General features: G+C 60.1%; 11 protein-coding genes. 4 read left to right on the top strand and 7 right to left on the bottom strand.

Features of this window, described 5'->3' with window-relative positions; all coding sequences use genetic code 11:
* Positions 1–4: 4 nt before the first annotated feature.
* On the bottom strand, positions 5–469 hold the full coding sequence (locus tag ACLBXN_RS04615; RefSeq protein WP_447611316.1) for a (2Fe-2S)-binding protein: 465 nt from the start codon (positions 467–469) through the stop codon (positions 5–7).
* Between the two features lie 150 nt (positions 470–619).
* Here ACLBXN_RS04615 and ACLBXN_RS04610 point away from each other — a divergent pair, with 150 nt between their 5' ends.
* Entirely contained in the window at positions 620–1558 is a 939-nt protein-coding gene (locus ACLBXN_RS04610; RefSeq protein ID WP_407715685.1) for a LysR family transcriptional regulator, read from the top strand.
* Positions 1559–1878: 320 nt separating this feature from the next.
* Here the strand turns inward: ACLBXN_RS04610 and bamE are convergent, their stop codons facing one another.
* The 5 genes from bamE to ACLBXN_RS04585 form a co-directional block, all read right to left on the bottom strand.
* Positions 1879–2316: an outer membrane protein assembly factor BamE domain-containing protein gene (gene bamE / locus ACLBXN_RS04605; RefSeq protein WP_447611315.1), complete on the bottom strand. Its 438-nt coding sequence runs from the start codon at positions 2314–2316 to the stop codon at positions 1879–1881.
* Positions 2317–2358: 42 nt separating this feature from the next.
* Positions 2359–3636, bottom strand: coding sequence for an HlyD family efflux transporter periplasmic adaptor subunit (locus ACLBXN_RS04600; RefSeq protein WP_447611314.1), 1278 nt, complete (start codon positions 3634–3636; stop codon positions 2359–2361).
* Positions 3633–5903: a type I secretion system permease/ATPase gene (locus ACLBXN_RS04595; RefSeq protein ID WP_447611313.1), complete on the bottom strand. Its 2271-nt coding sequence runs from the start codon at positions 5901–5903 to the stop codon at positions 3633–3635. The genes ACLBXN_RS04600 and ACLBXN_RS04595 overlap by 4 nt, the downstream gene beginning before the upstream one ends.
* Positions 5900–7267: a TolC family outer membrane protein gene (locus tag ACLBXN_RS04590; protein ID WP_447611312.1), complete on the bottom strand. Its 1368-nt coding sequence runs from the start codon at positions 7265–7267 to the stop codon at positions 5900–5902. The genes ACLBXN_RS04595 and ACLBXN_RS04590 overlap by 4 nt, the downstream gene beginning before the upstream one ends.
* A gap of 216 nt (positions 7268–7483) precedes the next feature.
* A complete protein-coding gene (locus ACLBXN_RS04585; RefSeq protein ID WP_447611311.1) occupies positions 7484–12544 on the bottom strand; it encodes an Ig-like domain-containing protein in 5061 nt (1686 codons plus the stop codon).
* A 364-nt stretch (positions 12545–12908) separates the two neighbouring features.
* Here ACLBXN_RS04585 and ACLBXN_RS04580 point away from each other — a divergent pair, with 364 nt between their 5' ends.
* On the top strand, positions 12909–13739 hold the full coding sequence (locus ACLBXN_RS04580; protein WP_211455747.1) for a response regulator transcription factor: 831 nt from the start codon (positions 12909–12911) through the stop codon (positions 13737–13739).
* A complete protein-coding gene (locus tag ACLBXN_RS04575; RefSeq protein ID WP_447611310.1) occupies positions 13736–16027 on the top strand; it encodes a sensor histidine kinase in 2292 nt (763 codons plus the stop codon). Before ACLBXN_RS04580 ends, ACLBXN_RS04575 begins: the two co-directional genes overlap by 4 nt.
* 153 nt (positions 16028–16180) lie before the next feature.
* Here the strand turns inward: ACLBXN_RS04575 and ACLBXN_RS04570 are convergent, their stop codons facing one another.
* Positions 16181–16561 (bottom strand): helix-turn-helix domain-containing protein, encoded by a 381-nt coding sequence (locus tag ACLBXN_RS04570; RefSeq protein WP_447611309.1) that lies wholly within the window; start codon positions 16559–16561, stop codon positions 16181–16183.
* Between ACLBXN_RS04570 and ACLBXN_RS04565 the strand changes: the two genes are divergently transcribed.
* The gene (locus ACLBXN_RS04565; protein WP_447611608.1) at positions 16492–17469 is read left to right on the top strand and encodes a tripartite tricarboxylate transporter substrate binding protein; all 978 of its coding nucleotides are present in this window, start codon (positions 16492–16494) and stop codon (positions 17467–17469) included. The two genes, ACLBXN_RS04570 and ACLBXN_RS04565, sit on opposite strands and share 70 nt — an antisense overlap.
* Positions 17470–17585 lie beyond the last annotated feature (116 nt).

The raw sequence follows: 17585 nt of genomic DNA, 5'->3' as shown, positions 1-17585 counted from the left end.
TTCTTCAGGCCGACAGGTCTTTGGCCGCATCGTGGATGGCTGCACGGATGCGTGCATAGGTTCCGCAGCGGCAGATATTGCCCGCCATGGCAGCATCGATATCAGCATCGCTGGGTCGGCGATTGCTGTTGAGCAACGCGGTGGCACTCATGATCTGCCCACTTTGGCAATAGCCGCATTGAGCCACGTCGTGGCGCACCCATGCATCCTCGACAGCCTTGCCCACCTTGTCTGCGGCCTGCGCTTCGATGGTGGTGATCTTCTGCCCCTGCGCCGCCGAGACGGGCGTGATGCACGATCGTATGGCCTGGCCATTCAGATGTACGGTGCAAGCGCCGCACATAGCCATGCCGCAACCAAACTTGGTCCCGGTCATGCCCAGCGTGTCCCGCAAGGTCCAGAGGATGGGCGTTGAAGGATCCACATCGGCCGATACGGGCTTGCCGTTGAGAGTGAATTTGACGGGCATGGGGTGCTTTCTTTCTTGCTTTTCAACACGGACACTACAGCGCGAGCTTGGAGGAGTCACGCGAAGCAGAGGCAGTGTGCGTCAGTCAATGCAAAAGAAAAAGCCAAGCAATCTATCTATGTTATTAAGCTTTACTTAAAAATAGACGGCATGAAGCCCGAAATACTTGCCTATCTGGCAGCCTTTGAGCAGGTGGCCCAGCATCGCAGCCTGACCTATGCAGCCCATGCCATGGGAGTCACGCCCGCCGCACTGTCCCAAACCATCAAAAAGCTGGAAACCCGTCTGGATGTGCGCTTGTTCGATCGGACAACGCGTAGCGTCAATCTGACGGAGGCAGGAAGAATCTATCTGGAGCGCATCTCACCGGCTCTCGCCAGCTTGCGCGAGGCGACCGAGGATCTTCAACTCCAGGCCGGCGTAGAAGGCGGCACCTTGCGCCTTACCATCTCCCACCCCGCCGGCAAGGTGCTGGTCGAGCCCATGCTCGCAGAATTCTTTGCACACCATCCACACATTCATGTCGAGCTGGTCTATGACGATGGCTTTGTGGACATCGTGCGCGAAGGCTTCGACATCGGCATACGCAATGGCGAATCGCTGGAGGGCGATATGGTGGCCATGCCGCTCACTCAGGACCTGACCATGAGCTTTGGCGCATCTCCTGCCTACCTCCAGGCACATGGCGTTCCGCAACACCCTGATGAGTTGGAGCATCATCAATGCATCAACTACCGCATGAGCAGCAGCGGAGCCGTCTACAAATGGGAATTCAATATCGACGGCAAACTGTGCGAACGCGCCGTGAGCGGACCGCTGACCGTCAACCATGGCGAGACGGCCATGCGCGCGGCCCTTGATGGCGTCGGTCTGATTACCGGCTGGCGCGACTCCATGAGCGGCGCCTTCCATGCCGGCCAGCTGGTTGAGGTGCTGAAGCCCTATTGGGCCAGCTTCCCGGGCTTTTACGCCTATTACCCGCACCGCACGCACCTGCCTCTCAAGACCCGGATATTTCTTGATTTTCTGGTCCGCCATGTGCAGCGAAACGGCTTTTCCAATGCAGCGGATGGGAAATGGCGACCCTGACTTCATCCTGCTTCTGTGGGTTGCCAGAACCATGACTCCCGGCCTTCTGCAGCGTGCCGAGCCAGTTCAGCCAATCCTCACAGGACTGAAACAACGCTGCGCCGGCTGATGCTTGGCAACCAGCAAAACGCGATTCACGTGCAAACGTTGCCAACGGTCATGCGCCTATCGCTCATGACGTCTTCAAAGCAACAAGGCACTCCACTCCTGCAGGCCTGGCCCGATGGAGCGCTGTGCGGATCGAATGCCTGGGCATATGCCCACCTGTCGAACAGCCCTTGCGCAAGTGCCAGCCGAGATGGATAAGCTCCAGCAGCGCCTCAGCGCTGCGCCAGTTGCTGGCACTGCCGGCGACGCCAGACAGACTCGCGCACCTCATTGACCTCGTCGAACACAACCTTGTACTGGCACACCAGCAAGTTGCCGGATTGCGGTTGACGCAGCTTGAAGTTGTAGTCCCACTCCTGCCCCCTGGATCCAGCGGTTCGCGCCAAGGGCTCTCCCAGCGTCTGCAGCACCTTCTCCTGAGCCATTCCGGGCTGAATAGAGCGGATGCCGCCCAACTGCTCAGCCAGCACGCCATCGCGGGCAAAGTCCGTCTTCATGTCTGCGTAACCCACCTTGACGTCGGAATACTGCAGCTTGTCGGGATTGCTGACAGCATCCTCCGGATTGCCACGCGCCGCTGCAGGCAAGGCGATGCAAGCTGCTGCCAGCACCAGAGTGGAAAGGCGGAAGGTAGATTCAATCATGCTCATGGCATCCTCTTTCATCAAAATAGAAACCCGCATTGCGGGGCTTCAGCGCTCGCGCAAGGCCTCGCGCGCCTTGTTCAGCGGCTTGGTCAAATAGTCCCAGACGGTTTTGCGGCCCGTGCGGATATCGGTAGCGGCCACCATGCCCGGCACAATCGGCATGCGCTGGCCGGCCTTGTTCACCAGAACGTCCGAGTCGGTGCGCACCAGGACCGGGTAATAGACGATTTCGGGCTTGACCTCGTCACGCTGGGTGTCCGGTGCAATCGTCACCACCTGCCCTTTGAGGCCGCCATAGACCGCGTAGTCGTATGCGGTGACCTTGACCAGCGCCTCCTGCCCGGGACGAATGAAGGCGATATCGCGCGGCGAGATATGAGCCTCCACCAGCAACTGGTCATCCAGGGGCACCAACGCCATCAGCAGACCGTTGGGAGGTACCACGCCACCAATGGTCGTGATCTGCAGACTCTTGACCACGCCCCGCACGGGCGACTGCAGTGTCAGACGCTCCAGCGAATCCGCGCGCCCGCGCACCACCGAGGACAGAGACTTCGCCTCTGCATCCGCCTTGGCCAACTCCTCGCGGCTGCGCACCATATAGCCGGAGCGCGCCTCGGCAATCTTCAGCTCCAGCTCCGCTCCCTGCCGCTGCAAGCGGATGAGCTCGACGCTGCTGGCCGCACCGCTGGCCTGCAGCGACTGGGTGATGCCCAGCTCCTTGCGAACCAACGCCAGTGCCTGACTCAGGCCTGCCACGGTGTCGTTCAGCGCCGCTCGGCGCGAACGGAACAGTGCGCTCTCCGACGCTTTGAGCTGCTCATGGGCCTGCAGCTCCTGCGGAAACTGCAGGCTGTCGCGGCCCTCGACCTCGGCACGCAGGCGTACGCTGGCAGCCAGGGCGGCTCGGTAGCGGGCCGCCGTTTCCTCCACGCTGGATTCGCCGCGTGTAGGCTCCAGCTTGGCCAGCACCTGTCCCTTTTCCACGATGTCTCCCTCTCGCACCAGAAGCTCGGCCAGAATGCCGCCCTCCAGAGACTGGATGCGCTGCTCGCGCGAAGATGGAATCACCTTGCCGCCGCCGTTGGACACCTCGTCGATCTCGAAGAACCAGGCCCAGGCCAGAAAGGCCAGCACGAAAGCGGTGACCCACCACACCACACGGTCCGAGCGGCTTGCGCGCACCTCGTCAAAGTCGCCTATGGCCGGCATGGCTCCCCGCAGACGCGCAGGAGCTCCCGAAAGCTCGGGTGATGACCTGCGCGCTGGCGCAGCTTCGGTGGCTGTCGGGAATGCCCCGACGGATTTGCTGGTCTGTGTCATTCCTGCCCCTCCTCCACAGAGGACAGCCTTGTCTGCGGCTGCACGGCCACCTTCATGCGTGCGCTCTGCAAGACGCGAACACTCTGCTGCGAGGTTGCCGGCTGGGCTGCGCCATTCAGGCGCTTGAGAACTTCATCGCGCGCGCCCTGCAGCACCACCTGGCCTTTATCCACCACGATGATCTTGTCCACCACCTGCAGCACAGCGGGCCTGTGCGTTGCCACAACCAGGGTGCGCCCCGGCGCAAGCTTGCGCAACCGCGCGATCACATCGCGCTCGGCCACATCATCCAGCGCCGCCGTAGGTTCATCCAGCAATAGCACCCGCGGCTGACGCAACAGCAGGCGCGCCAGCAACAGGCTCTGGCGCTGCCCTCCCGATAGGCCCAAGCCCCCCTCCATCACCATGTGATCCAGGCCGGTGGGCAAGGTCTGTACAAAGGACCAGGCGCCCGCATCCAGCAACGCGGTCATCAGCTCCCCATCGCTGGCATGGGGCGCGCCCAGCAGCAGGTTCTCACGCAAGGAACCATAGAACAGACGCGCATTCTGGGTCAGCAAGCTCACGTCACGGCGCAGGTCGGCCGGGTCAATGTGAGCCAAAGCCACGCTGTCCAGCAGCACCCGTCCGGCCATCGGCTCAATCAGCCCCGACAGAGCCTGCAGCAGCGTCGACTTGCCCGCACCGTTGCGCCCCAGGATGGCGATGCGCTCACCGGCCGCAATCTGCAGTTGCTTGACCTGAAGCGCGGGGGTCTTGCCGTCATAGCTGAACACGGCTTCGCTGAAATCGTAGCGCCCCTCAATGACGGGGCGGTGGATGCGGCTGCCGTCCTCGGCGTGATCCACCGGCAGGCGCATGAGTTGATCCAGCCCGTCACTGGCCATCTTGGCCTGCTGCCAGCGGTTGAGCACGCCGGTCACGCTGGACAAGGGAGCCAGCATGCGACTGACCAGGATGGAGGATGCGACCAGCACGCCGGTGCTCATCTCGCCGCGCATCACCTGAGGTGCGCCAAAGAACACCACAAAAGCGAAAGCGCTGCCCTGCACCGTCTGCATCCAGTTGCTCAGACCATGCAGAAGCGCTCGCAGCTTCAGACCTGCCTCGGCGTTCACAGCGTTGAAGTGGTTCCACTGATTCTGAAAGCGCGGCTCGGCCTGCAGCAGCTTGATGTCCTCAATGCCCTGCACGGTCTCCACCAGCATCGCGTTGCGCAGCGCCGATTCGCGCATGCTGGCCTGGGCCAGGTTGCGCAGGCGCTTTTGCGCCAACAGACTGGGCGCCAGCAGCAGGACAAAAGCTGCCAATGGCACCCAGACCAATGCGCCTGCGATCATCCAGAAGATGAAGCAGAACAGCAGAAAGAAAGGCAGATCGGCCACCGCAGCGGCCGTGGTGGAGGTCAGCATCTCGCGCACCGGCTCCAGTTCTCGGATCTGAGCCACGAAAGTGCCCGTGGCACGTGGGCGGGCGCTGTTCTTCACGCGCAGCGCATGACCGAAGACGCGATCCGAAATGCGCAGGTCTGCCCGCTTGCCCAGCATGTCGGTAATGTGCATTCGCGCCGAGCGCATGGCCCAGGCAAATGCGATGGACAGCAAGACTCCGCCGAACAGCACGTACAGTGTAGGCTCGGACTGGGACGGAACCACGCGGTCATAAACCTGCATGGAGAACAGAATGCCGCCCAGGGCCATCAGATTGGTGATGAACGAGGCCAGCAGAATGTGGCCGTAGGGTCTCAGGTCGGCAAACACGATGTCGCTCAACCAATGACTCTCCACCGGGCGCAGGTAGCCGTCCACGCGCGAATCGGGGGCAGACTGCAGCGGACGCAGCACCGCCATCACCTCCACCTCGGACTGCAACTCGGCTGGCGTGTACGTGCTCTCACCACCCTCGTCGCCGCTCAGCAACAGGCGCAGGCCGTCTTCGGCCAGCGCCGTGACGACAGCCACCTGCCCACCGCGCAGTTGCAAAACCAGGGGCAAGCGCCAGGCCGTGAGCCGCTGCAGGTCTGGAGCCACCTCGGTCACGGTCAAGCCCGCCTGCCTGGCCATCTGACGTATGCATTGACGTAGGTCCTCGGCCGACAGCTCGCCATCAGCCGCCCAGGCCGCATCCACACACAGACGTTCACGCGAGGTGTCGATCTGATAATGCGCGGCCACAGCCAGTATCGCTTCCAGCCATCCCTGCATGAGTAGCGAATGCAGCCCGGCACCAGCCGGCCTCCGATGACCCTGATTCATCGACCCGTTCATCGCATCACTCCTTGGCTCGCATCCCGGAACCGGGTATCGAGCGAAAACTCATCCGCCAACCGTCCGCTCTGGTACCAGCACTCCACAGCCAGCCTCTGCAGGTCATGGGCGTTGTCCACCTGCTCGAATCGTGCGCCGTGGTATTCCTGCTCGGCATTGAGCAGATCCAGCAGCGAGCGTGTGCCCAATTGCAGGTATTGCTCACGGTACAAATCACGCGTGATGCGGATGCTGGAGATACGCTCGTCCACCACCGGCTGACGCTCCCGTAAGCCCAGGCTCTGGTCCTGTGCATCACGCAGCGACTGCCGAGCCTGGAGCTCGGCGTTGGCCACCGCCGCGTCTGCAGCCTCCAGCGCGTACCCTGCTGCGCGCTGACGGGCCTGGTTACGCCCTCCCTCGAACAGCGGCGCCGATACATTGAACATCACCCGCATATCCAGATCCGGGTAGCCAGTCGGGCGCGAGGCTGCGGTAAGCCCACGCGAGGCTGAGCCATCCACCGAGAGCGTAGGCATCAGTTGTGCGTCAGCGGCCTTCAACTCGGCCAGGGCCAGCGTCCGCTGGCCCTGGGCTCGGCGCACCGCCGCCGTGGGCACCACCTGCGCAGCAGTGCAGGCCCGGGGCAGGGCATCCGGCATACCGCTATTTCCTGCACTCACGGCGGGTGGCGCCTGCAATCCGGTCAGAGTCATCAGCCGCGCCTGCCAGCGGCGCGCCTGCGCTTCGTAATTGATCAGCTGGCCGCGTGCACCATCCATGCGGGACTGTGCCTGCATAAAGTCCGAACGGGTGCTGGCACCTTTGACCTGACGCTCCCGCGCCAGCTCCGCCAGCGCACCCACACCCTCCAGCTGACTTTTCGCAATCGCAACCATGGCCTGCTGGCGGCGCAGCTCCACCCAGGCTTGCGCGGCCTCGCGCGCCACATCGTCGGTGGACAGATACAGCTGCGCCTGAGCAACCTCGATACCCGCCTCGGCCTGCTTCACCGCGCTGTCCACCTTGCCGAAGTCATACAGCATCTGCGATACCGAAACGCTGGCGTCATACACGCGCCGCGAGGTATAGGGATAGACATCGCGATTGTTTACCTGTGCACCCACCCCGCCCTTGACCTGCGGGTAATAGCCCGCGCGGGCCGAAGCCACGCCCTCATCCGCTCCCTGCAATTGCCCCTGCGCCGTACGCACTGCAGGGTGCCATGCCACAGCCGCCTGCACCGCTGCACGCATATCCATGTCTTGGCCCGCAGCAGCAGCAGCAGCAGCAGCAGCATTGACCCACCCCGCTGCACAAGCCAGCGCGACCGCTGCGGCAACCTGCTGCATGAAAACCAGAGGGAGTTTGGACTTGATCGACATATCTATCGCTATCGCTATTTCTCAGCTTGGCATCGCGGCACCATGGCGCGATCACCGCTCCGCATCGCAGCATCTGGCCTGCGACGCAGCTTGTTTGTTTTTCTTGTTTGCTCTCGCTTACATAGCTGGTTGCGCATTCAGTACGGCGTTTCAAGCATGTTTAATGCTAAAAACTCCGTACTTCATGCGCTGGCAGCTATCAAGTTTGATAAGCCATCAAACATGCACCGGCTGGTGCAGCTCTTCCTCTGGCAAAGGAGCTGGCATATACAAGGCAAGGTCCTGTGATACAGCGGCAGGAGCAACAGCGGCAGCAGGAGCTTGCGCCGAGTCCAGGCCAACGATCTCAGCTGCAGCCTCGTCCTTGGACTGCAGCACATCGTGCAGCGCAGGCAGTGTCGCAGCAGGCTCGTCCGCATCCGTATGCAGGGCCTCGAGATGCTCCAGGTCCAGGCTCATGGCCATCAACGGCGACGCATACGCAGGCTTGGGGCCGGGATCGCCACCGTCGTAGACCACCTTCACATCCTTGACGGTCGATGCCTGGTCGCCATCTCCGTCCTGGATGGTGTAGCCAAAGCGATCCCAGTAGGAAGCCAGCGCCTTGCCCTCATAGATGAACTTGGCCGTATCGAACTCCACGGTCAACGAGCCACCTGCGGCTGTCTTGATGGTGATGATGTGCTTGACTGCGTCATAGGTATAGGTTCCCGAGGCCGGGTTGCCCGTCACCTGCAGAGCCTCTCCGGGCAAATAGGTATAGGTGACGCCGTCGACCTCCAGCACATTGACAAAACCGCCGTCCGCTCCAAAACCTTCCACGGTGCTGTCGAGCTCGCCGCGCAGCGAGCCCTCCTGCCTGGGCAGCTGGATCAGGTTCTGCAGCGTGGAATTCAGCTCTGCCGCCGAAGTGGCCAGAACCACTGCGTTCTCCGATCCCGCCGCACCGTTGTAGGCGATGGGATCGATATTCGGGACATCGCCCGTCTGGATACCGCCGAAGCCCACACCCACGGAATTGATGTGGTGCTGTGTCACAAAGGCCTCCCAGGCTGTCTGCTGAGTTGCAGTCACCGGACCGTTCGTAGGTACACCATCGGTGATGAAGTAGGAGACGTTCTGCACCCCCTCCCCGGTCAGCTTGCCCACATTGTCGCTAAAGCCATTGCTCCCCATCACCGCATCAAGGGCCGCCTTGTAGCTCGTGCCGCCAGTGGCCTGCAAAGCCTTGATGGCCGAAATAGCATCCGAGGCACTCATCCAGTTGGCCCTGGCATTGCCTCCCGTGCTGAAAGTCACCAGCTTGACCGCCACATCGCCGTACTCGTCGTACTTTTTGATCAGATCTTCAAGCGCCTTCTTGGCCAGATTCAGACGGTTGTTCGGATCATTGGGAAGCTGTGTACTGCCGCTGCCCACGAAGTTCATGCTGCCCGACAGGTCAAGCACGATCATCACATTGGTCTGCAGCTTGGCCAGGTTGATCGCCAACTCGGCGTCATCGCTGAGCGCCGGCACATCGTCCTTGACCTCCACAGTGAACCCGATCTCGCTGTCCTGCTTGCCATCGTGAACAATGGCTTTGAAATCCAGATCCAGCTTGTTTTCACCGCTGCCCGTCGCATGGTCCACAGGGCCTTTGAGGGTGACCGTGTAGCTTGCCTCGTACTTGCCGCCAACCTCGGTCAGGGCTCCGACCTTGACGGTCATGACCTCCTTGGCACCGGCCATGCCGGTCAGCGTGCTGGAGCTGGCATCCCAGCTCCAGGTCACCGCCAAGCCGCCCGAAGTGATGCTGCCGTCCGCTGGGCCCTCAATCTCCAGCGAGAAGGTATTGATGTCTGGAGTCTTGTCCGCATCGGTAAAGGTGATCTTGCCCGCGGCGGTGGCCGTGCTGCTCGGGTCATCCTTGATGCCTCCGACCAGCGCCTCCTCCGCAACATGCAATACCTTGTCTTCGGGCTCAATCACCAACACCGGGGCGTCGTCGTTCAGGTCCTTTTCCCTGAGCGTGACAGTGACTTCGGTCTTTCCGCCCTCGTTATCGGTTGCCACCACCGTGATCGTCTGGCTATTGCTGCCTTGCTCGAAGTCATTGGCTTGCGACGCCGCTCCAGCCGCTGTCAACGTGATCTCACCAGTCGTCGCATCAATCGCATACCAGCCATTGGGGTCGCTGTCCGGATCGATGCTGTAGCTCACCGATGTGCTGTCGGCATCGGTAGCCTTCACCTGGCCCAGCAATTGGCCGGCAGCGCCATTCTCGTCGTACTCGAAGCTATAGCTCGTCACGGGCGGTTCGCCCGGATCGCCTGGATCGACAAACACCGGCGGCTGGCTCACCTTCACGGTGACATCAGCCGTCTCGGGCGTGCCGCCATCGGTCTGCGCCGTGTAGCTGAAGCTGGCATCGCCGCTGAAGCCGTCGGCTGGCGTGAACACCAGTTGGCCGCCCACCAGCTTGACGCTGCCGTCGGCCACGGCCACGGTGCCGCCTTCGGCGATGGCCGTGCCGTTGACGTGGGTGATGTGCTGGTTCTGCCCTTCAAACAGGTCGTTGCCCAGCACATCGATGGTGACGGACTTCTCGAAGCCGGTGCTGGCAGCATCGTCGAACGCATCCTGCTCGGGCGTGACGTTGACGGTCACCGTAGTCGTGGTCTTGCCGCCCTTGCCGTCATCGAGTTCGATGGTGAAGCTGTCCGAGCCGCTCCAGTCCTTGTTCGGCGTGTAACTGTAGCTGCCGTCCGGATTCACCGTCACGCTGCCATGGCCGGGATCGCTCTTCTTGGTATAGGTGATGGCGTTGCCATCGGCGTCGGTGCCCGTGACCTTGCCGTTGATGCTGGCCTGGTCTTCGTTGCCGGTGACGGTGTACTGGCCCGTGGCCGGATCGAAGTTCTGGCCGGGGACATAGTCAGGGTCGCCGGGATTCAGCCCTTCGTTGGGATCGGTGGGTTCGGGCAGCTGGTTGGCCGCCACCGTGACCGTTACCTGCGCCGTCTCGGGCGTGCCGCCATCGGTCTGCGCCGTGTAGCTGAAGCTGGCATCGCCGCTGAAGCCGTCCGCTGGCGTGAACACCAGTTGGCCGCCCACCAGCTTGACGCTGCCGTCGGCCACGACCACGGTGCCGCCTTCGGCGATGGCCGTGCCGTTGACTTCGGTGATCTTGACGTTGCTGCCTTCGAACGCGTCGTTACCCAGTACATCGATGGTGACGGACTTCTCGAAGCCGGTCGTGGCAGCATCGTCGAACGCATCCTGCTCGGGCGTGACGTTGACCGTCACCGTGGTCGTGATCTTGCCGCCCTTGCCGTCATCCACGATCACTTCGAAGCTGTCCGTACCCGGGCCGCTCCAGTCCTTGTTCGGGATGTAGGTGTACTTGCCGTCCGGCGTCACGACCACCGTTCCGTGAGCGGGCGGAGTGCCCAAGTCATAGGTCAGCGGGTCACCGTCCTTGTCCTCGCCCGTGATCTTGCCATTGAAGGGCTGGTCCTCACCCACCGTGACGGTGTAGCCACCACCGGGGCCTGGTGTGAAGCTCTGCCCAGGGACATAGCCAGGATCGCCGGGGCTGAGCCCTTCGTTGGAATCGGTGGGTTCGGGCAGCTGATTGGCCGCCACGGTCACGGTGACATCAGCCGTCTCGGGCGTGCCGCCATCGGTCTGCGCCGTGTAGCTGAAGCTGGCATCGCCGCTGAAGCCGTCCGCTGGCGTGAACACCAGTTGGCCGCCCACCAGCTTGACGCTGCCGTCGGCCACGGCCACGGTGCCGCCTTCGGCGATGGCGGTGCCGTTGACGTGGGTGATGTGCTGGTTCTGTCCTTCAAACAGGTCGTTGCCCAGCACGTCAATGGTGACAGACTTCTCAAAGCCGGTGCTGGCAGCATCGTCGAACGCATCCTGCTCGGGCGTGACGTTGACCGTCACCGTAGTCGTGGTCTTGCCACCCTTGCCGTCATCCACGATCACTTCGAAACTGTCCGTACCCGGGCCGCTCCAGTCCTTATTCGGGGTGTAGGTGTACTTGCCGTCCGGCGTCACGGCCACCGTTCCGTGAGCGGGCGGAATGCCCAAGTCATAGGTCAGCGGGTCACCGTCCTTGTCCTCGCCCGTGATCTTGCCGTTGAACGGTGTGTCCTCGCCCACGGTGACGGTGTAGCCGCCGCCAGGCGTGAAGCTCTGGCCAGGGACATAGTCAGGATCGCCGGGGTTGAGCCCTTCATTAGGATCGGTGGGTTCGGGCAGCTGGTTGGCCGCCACGGTCACGGTGACGTTGGCCTGCTCGGGCGTGCCGCCATCGGTCTGCGCCGTGTAGCTGAAGCTGGCATCGCCGTTGAAGCCGTCCGCTGGTGTGAACACCAGCTTGCCGCCCACCAGCTTGACGCTGCCGTCGGCCACGGCCACGGTGCCGCCTTCGGCGATGGCCGTGCCGTTGACGTGGGTGATGTGCTGGTTCTGCCCTTCAAACAGGTCGTTGCCCAGCACATCGATGGTGACGGACTTCTCGAAGCCGGTGCTGGCAGCATCGTCGAACGCATCCTGCTCGGGCGTGACGTTGACGGTCACCGTAGTCGTGGTCTTGCCGCCCTTGCCGTCATCGAGTTCGATGGTGAAGCTGTCCGAGCCGCTCCAGTCCTTGTTGGGCGTGTAGGTGTACTTGCCGGTGCTCTTGTCGACGGTCACCGTGCCGTGAGCAGGCGGATCGCCCAGCTCATAGGTCAGCCTATCGCCGTCCGCATCCTTGCCAGTCACCTTGCCATTGAACGGCTGATCCTCACGCACCGAGACCTTGTAGCCGCCATTGCTGAATTCCTGCCCAGACACATGATCTGGCTCCCCTTGACGCAAACCCTCATTGGGATCGGCATATTCGGGAGAGTGATTGACGCTCTTGCCGCCGCCGCTCGACGCAGCCAGACCACCAAGAGCCAACCCTAAAAGCCAGGGCAGCCAGGGTGCAACAGGCTCATTCGATTCGATCTCGGTGAACTCGAAGCCTTCCCAGGCCTTGCCATATTGCCCCCACCAAAGCACCCCTTGCTGATCTTCAAGGACCAGATCATTGCGCCCGTCCTCTGCATATGGCGTGAAAAATCCGTTCACATGGATTTGCTCTCCATTGACCAGCGTCAACACCAGATCATTACCAACACGCACTGACTTGGCGATCTGTTCCGGAGCAACTTTGAGAATAAGCGCAGAAGGCTTGTCCAAGACCAGACCTTGCTGAGCGGGCACGACTTTTCCACCAGATTTGTATACGGCTTCCATGAACTTCTCCTTGATTCCTGACCTTGGCAAAGTTCTGAACCCTCTACTCCGGGGTGCTCAATGCCAAACGCCCGCGAATGCTAGGAGTTAGCGATTTGCAACGCTTTTGAAAAAGCGAACATTCCATCTGCCTACCAGACAAAGACTCAAAATAAATGTCAATTTTTCTGATGACAGAGATTCGCCTTATCGCGTCAATTTTTAAAAACAGGAAATCGCTTTTGTATTCCAGGAAAACTTGTAAACAAACGTCAGATTTCGTGAATCTGAGTCATTCAATCCATCAAAACGTAACACATCGTTAAAGATCAACTTCACAATCCCGTGGTTTTTCAACATAACCATCTAACCTCGGATTGTTGCTGTGTCTTACTGGTCGCCTGCAGGCCCCTCCGGTGAACGAATTCTCGTCATCGACGACAACGTGGCTGAACTAAAGATCCTGCTGGAATTGCTCAAAAGCAATGGCTATCGTCTTTCGGTCGCCATGGAAGGCATGCAAGGCTACCGCCGCGCCACGACTCAGCAATTTGAATTAATCCTGCTGGACGTAAACATGGGCGACGTAGATGGATTTACCGCCTGCAGGCTACTCAAGGCCGATCCATCCACCGCAAACATTCCTGTAATTTTTGTGACGTCCTGCGCGTCGCCGCTGGAACGTCTCAGAGGTTTGCAGCTGGGTGCCGTGGACTATATCCAGAAGCCGTTCGACATCAACGAGGTTCTGGCGCGTGTGGAAATTCATCTGGCCTTGGCGCAGCGCCGAGCAAAACCGCAACAGGATGCTCAAGCTCCGTCACAGTCACCAGTGACAGCTTCCGAGCCGGCGAAGCTCTCGAAGGCACTGAGCAGCGATCGCAATTTGACCCTGCTGCGGGCAGCCCAGCAACTGGTGCTGTCCGATCTGTCCAAGGTACCCACTCTGCCTGAACTGGCAGCCCAACTGGGCACCCACGAAAAGCGCTTGACACGGGTGTTCCAGACGCACACGGGCAACACGGTCTACAAGTTCATCCGGGAGGCACGTCTTCACGAGGCCCAACGCATGCTTGCCAGCTCTGCCATGCATATAGAAGAAGTAGCCGCAGCCATAGGATTTTCCAGTGCGGCCAATTTCTCCTCGGCTTTCCATTCCTACTTCGGCTGCACCCCGTCCGCCTTTCGGCGCTCATGCGCGAGCCCACAGCCATGAGGCAATGTATCCAGCTGCTCTGCAGCCTGTTGCTGTGGTGGGCAACCGGTGCGAATGCCATTGAACTGTCTTCCCCGCAGCGCATTCAGATCAGCGATGTGATTCTGGGCCGCAAAGTCCTCGACAGCACGGTCGAGGTCTGGGAACGAGGCACAGCCAACGAAAACCCGCTCGAAGTGGCCGCAGTTCCTGGCGGCGAGGTCGACGGATTCCGCACCGTCAGCGCCAAGACCCTGGATGGGCGATTCGACATGAAAAATCTGTGGCTCAGGCTGACGCTGCACAACGATCTGGCAAACCCCCAGGCACTGCAACTGGCTCTGGGAGCGAGCTGGCTGCAGCACGTTAGCTTCTACGTCCTGCGCATGCAGGAGGGCCAGGTTCGTGCCAGTCGGACGCTGGCAGGAATCAGCGACCCCAACGAATCGCTGACCCGCGTGCCTCAGATTGCCATCAATCTCGCACCCGGAGAGACGCTACGCGTGCTGGTCCATGTCAACAGTCATGCGTCCAGCAAGCTCGAAGTCACTCTGCATACCGTGGATCAATGGCACATGATGGAGCGTGACTATGCCTTGTTCAGTGGTCTGCTGATAGGCAGCATTCTGGTTTTCGTGGTGTATTCCGCAGCTTTGTGGAGAATTTTGCGGGCCTCCATGATGGGATGGCAAACCCTGGGCCTGCTGCTGACCGCACTCTACGAAGCGACCTACCGAGGCTACGCACAAGTCATACTTTGGCCCAGCAGCACGCAATGGGGTTACCGCGCACATCACGTCCTGGTGGCGGGAATCGTGCTGAGCATATTGCTCTATCTACGTGCGCGTCTCGAAAAGACTCCAGAGTATCTGCCTTCAGCAGGAGTAGTCATGCTGAAGTTCATTGCCCTGCTGGAAAGCATGGTCCTGGTCGGTGCCCTCTGGGGGCCGTACGACTGGTTCGCACCTGTGGGCATCATCGTCGCGCCCCTGAGCCTGCTCACGATTCTGGCCTGCACCTATATCTACCATCGCAACGGTGGGCCAGGCGGTATGACGGCCTTGCTGCTGGTCTCCGTGTTGGCGTTTTGCGCCTTGCTGCGCGCCGCCGCTCTGCTTGTGCCCAATATCGCGGTGGTGCAGCTTCTCGAGCAATATGCGCTTGTGCTGCCGGCCCTCACGGTCGGCCTTTTCGTGATCACCAGCTGGGCCTATCAGCATTCCCATCAAAGGCATCAGGCACAGCGCACATTGCTGCAATGGCAAAGCCAGCAGCAGGAACGCCTGGAACACGAGGTCGATTACAAGACGCGCGCTCTCAAGGAAGCTCTGGAGCAGGCGGAGCAGCGCTCGCTGGAACAGAAAGAACTGCTGGCCTATGTCAGCCATGATTTGCGTGCGCCGGTCTCGGCCATCATTGCCTATCTGCAGCTGATGCACCGGTCCCCGAACAAGGTGGACCCGGACAAGCTTGCCGCCATCGAAAGAAGCGCCGCCTACCAATTGGCATTGATAGACGAGCTGGTGGACTATGCCAAAGATGAATTGCAACCTCCTCTGGCATTGAATGAGCAATCGGTGGATCTGAGCGCTTTGCTCAACGATCTGACCAAGTACGCCCAGGCCCTGGCCCATCGCCAGCGCAATGCGTTTTCACTGCAGATACAGAGCCTGCTGCCCGCGCATATCTATCTGGACGGAAAACGGCTGCAACAGGCGGTGCTCAATCTCCTGTCCAATGCCGCCAAATTCACCTTCGACGGAAACATCGACCTCAAGCTGCAGGCCAAATACCTTGGCCGCGAAAAATGGCATCTGCGCTTTGAAGTCAGCGACAGCGGCTCCGGCATCGATGAGGAAGTCCTCGCGGGAATCCAGAAATCGCTGGCAGCCAATCGCACCCACAGCAAGCGAGGGCTGGGACTGCTCATAGCACAGCGCATCATCGAGAAAATGACCGGCCATCTATCGATTGACAGCCGTCCTGGACGCGGCACCAATGCGGTCTTCTTTCTAATGGTCAAACAGGTTTCTAATAGTCCCCTCTTCCAAGCCTTGATCTCACTGCCCGCATCCGATAGAGGCCATATGCCCGAGCCCATGCAAAAACTGGAGGCTCTCCCCAAGAAACACAAGGACGAATTGGAACGGCTTGCAAGACATGGAAACTGGAGCGATTTGCACTCCTGGATTGATGCCATGGATAACGGAACGGACTATCCGGTTTTGATCAAGGCGGTCAGGCAAGCACTGGATGATCTTGACTTTGAGCAAATTGGAAACATTGCACGCAGTGCACCGTTTCGTTGATTGAATAGTGCTTTCGCACAGGAGCCATTCACACCACAGCCCTTCCAGATCAATATCTTCTTCAAAGAAGAAGGGCAAATTGAGAATCAAGGGGGAGATACTTGGACTGCCAAGGCTGCTGTAGACAATTCCAAGCCTCAAGCCGGCGCGCGCTCAAATGCCTTCAAAGAGTCTCGTTGGAGCTGAGCCCAGTGTCTTGCGGATCATATGGCTGAAAGCGCTTGGACTGTCATAGCCGAGTTTTGCGGCTATCTCTTTAAAAAGCATTCCTGATGCCCTCCATTCAATTGCGCGATGAAGCATCGCCTGTTTGCGCCAGTCCGGATATGTAAGTCCCGTCGCGCGCTTGAACAAGCGATGCAATGTGCGTTCACTCACTCCTAGTGAATCGGCACAGCCTTGAGCGGTTGAGTTGTGTCTGGGAGACACGCGAATGTGCTCACAGGCGAGCGCTACGCGCCCATCTGCCGCCGCCGGCAGCAGCAAGGGTTGCGGCACCAGTCTGTGTAGCTCTTCGAGCAGCAGCGCAGCCATGTGTCCATCTCTCGAGTTACCCGAACCGCCCCATCAGGGTGATTGTTCCGTTTACGGCAGGCAGCACGACTGACATCGTAGCCAGAGCCATTACCGAAAAAATAGGCCGAAGCCTTGGACAGGTTTTGGTTATCGACAATCGCGGAGGTGCAAGCGGAACAATAGGAGCAGCCGCCACCGCCTCCGCTGCTCCCGATGGCTACACCATCATGATTCAGTCGTCATCACACACGGTGAACCCATCAACCTTTGCCAAGCTTCCATTTGACACTTTCAAGGATTTCACGGCTGTTGCGCCAATTGCGCCCCTACCAAATGCTCTAGTCATCTCACCCAAGAAAAACATCAAGACTTTGCAGGCCTTGCTGGACAAGGGGCGCCATGAGCCAGGCAAACTGAATTACGCATCCGCCGGTCAGGGCAGCGCAACACATCTGAATGCAGAGAAGTTCAGAATGACGGCGAAGCTCGATGCATCCAACATTCCGTTCAAGGGCTCAGCAGAGGCCATCAATGAAATTTTGGCAGGAAGAGCGGACTACTACTTTTCCCCGACTGCACCTGTAATCAGTCAAATCAAGGAAGGCCACCTGCTTGCACTTGCGGTTGGCTCGGGAAAAAGATCAGCGGCACTTCCCAATGTGCCAACGACCGCGGAGGCCGGCGTTGCCAATTCAGAATTTAACTTCTGGATTGGTATGTTCGCTTCATCCAAGGTCCCCAAGGAAATAGTTGAACGCCTTAACAAAGAGGTCCTGAGCGCATTATCCGACCCCGAAGTCAAGCAACGATTCGCCAGCCTAGGCGCGGAACCCTGGGCATTGTCTTCGTCAGAATTCAATGCGTACATCAATTCTGAAATGAAAAGCAATGCCGCTTTGGTGAAAGCCGCAGGGCTCTCCCCTTGAGGAAGATGAAGAAACTCCTCACCTGCGGCCAGGCAGCCAAAGGATGAAAAGCACGAGGGCTCAACAAAAAACCCCGGCATTGCCGGGGTCGAGCAAGAACGCAGCCTAGGCAGCAG

This window comes from Comamonas sp. C24C (assembly GCF_053345995.1).
Note: the sequence above shows the minus strand (reverse complement) of the source record. Positions and strands in the feature narration are given on the sequence as shown.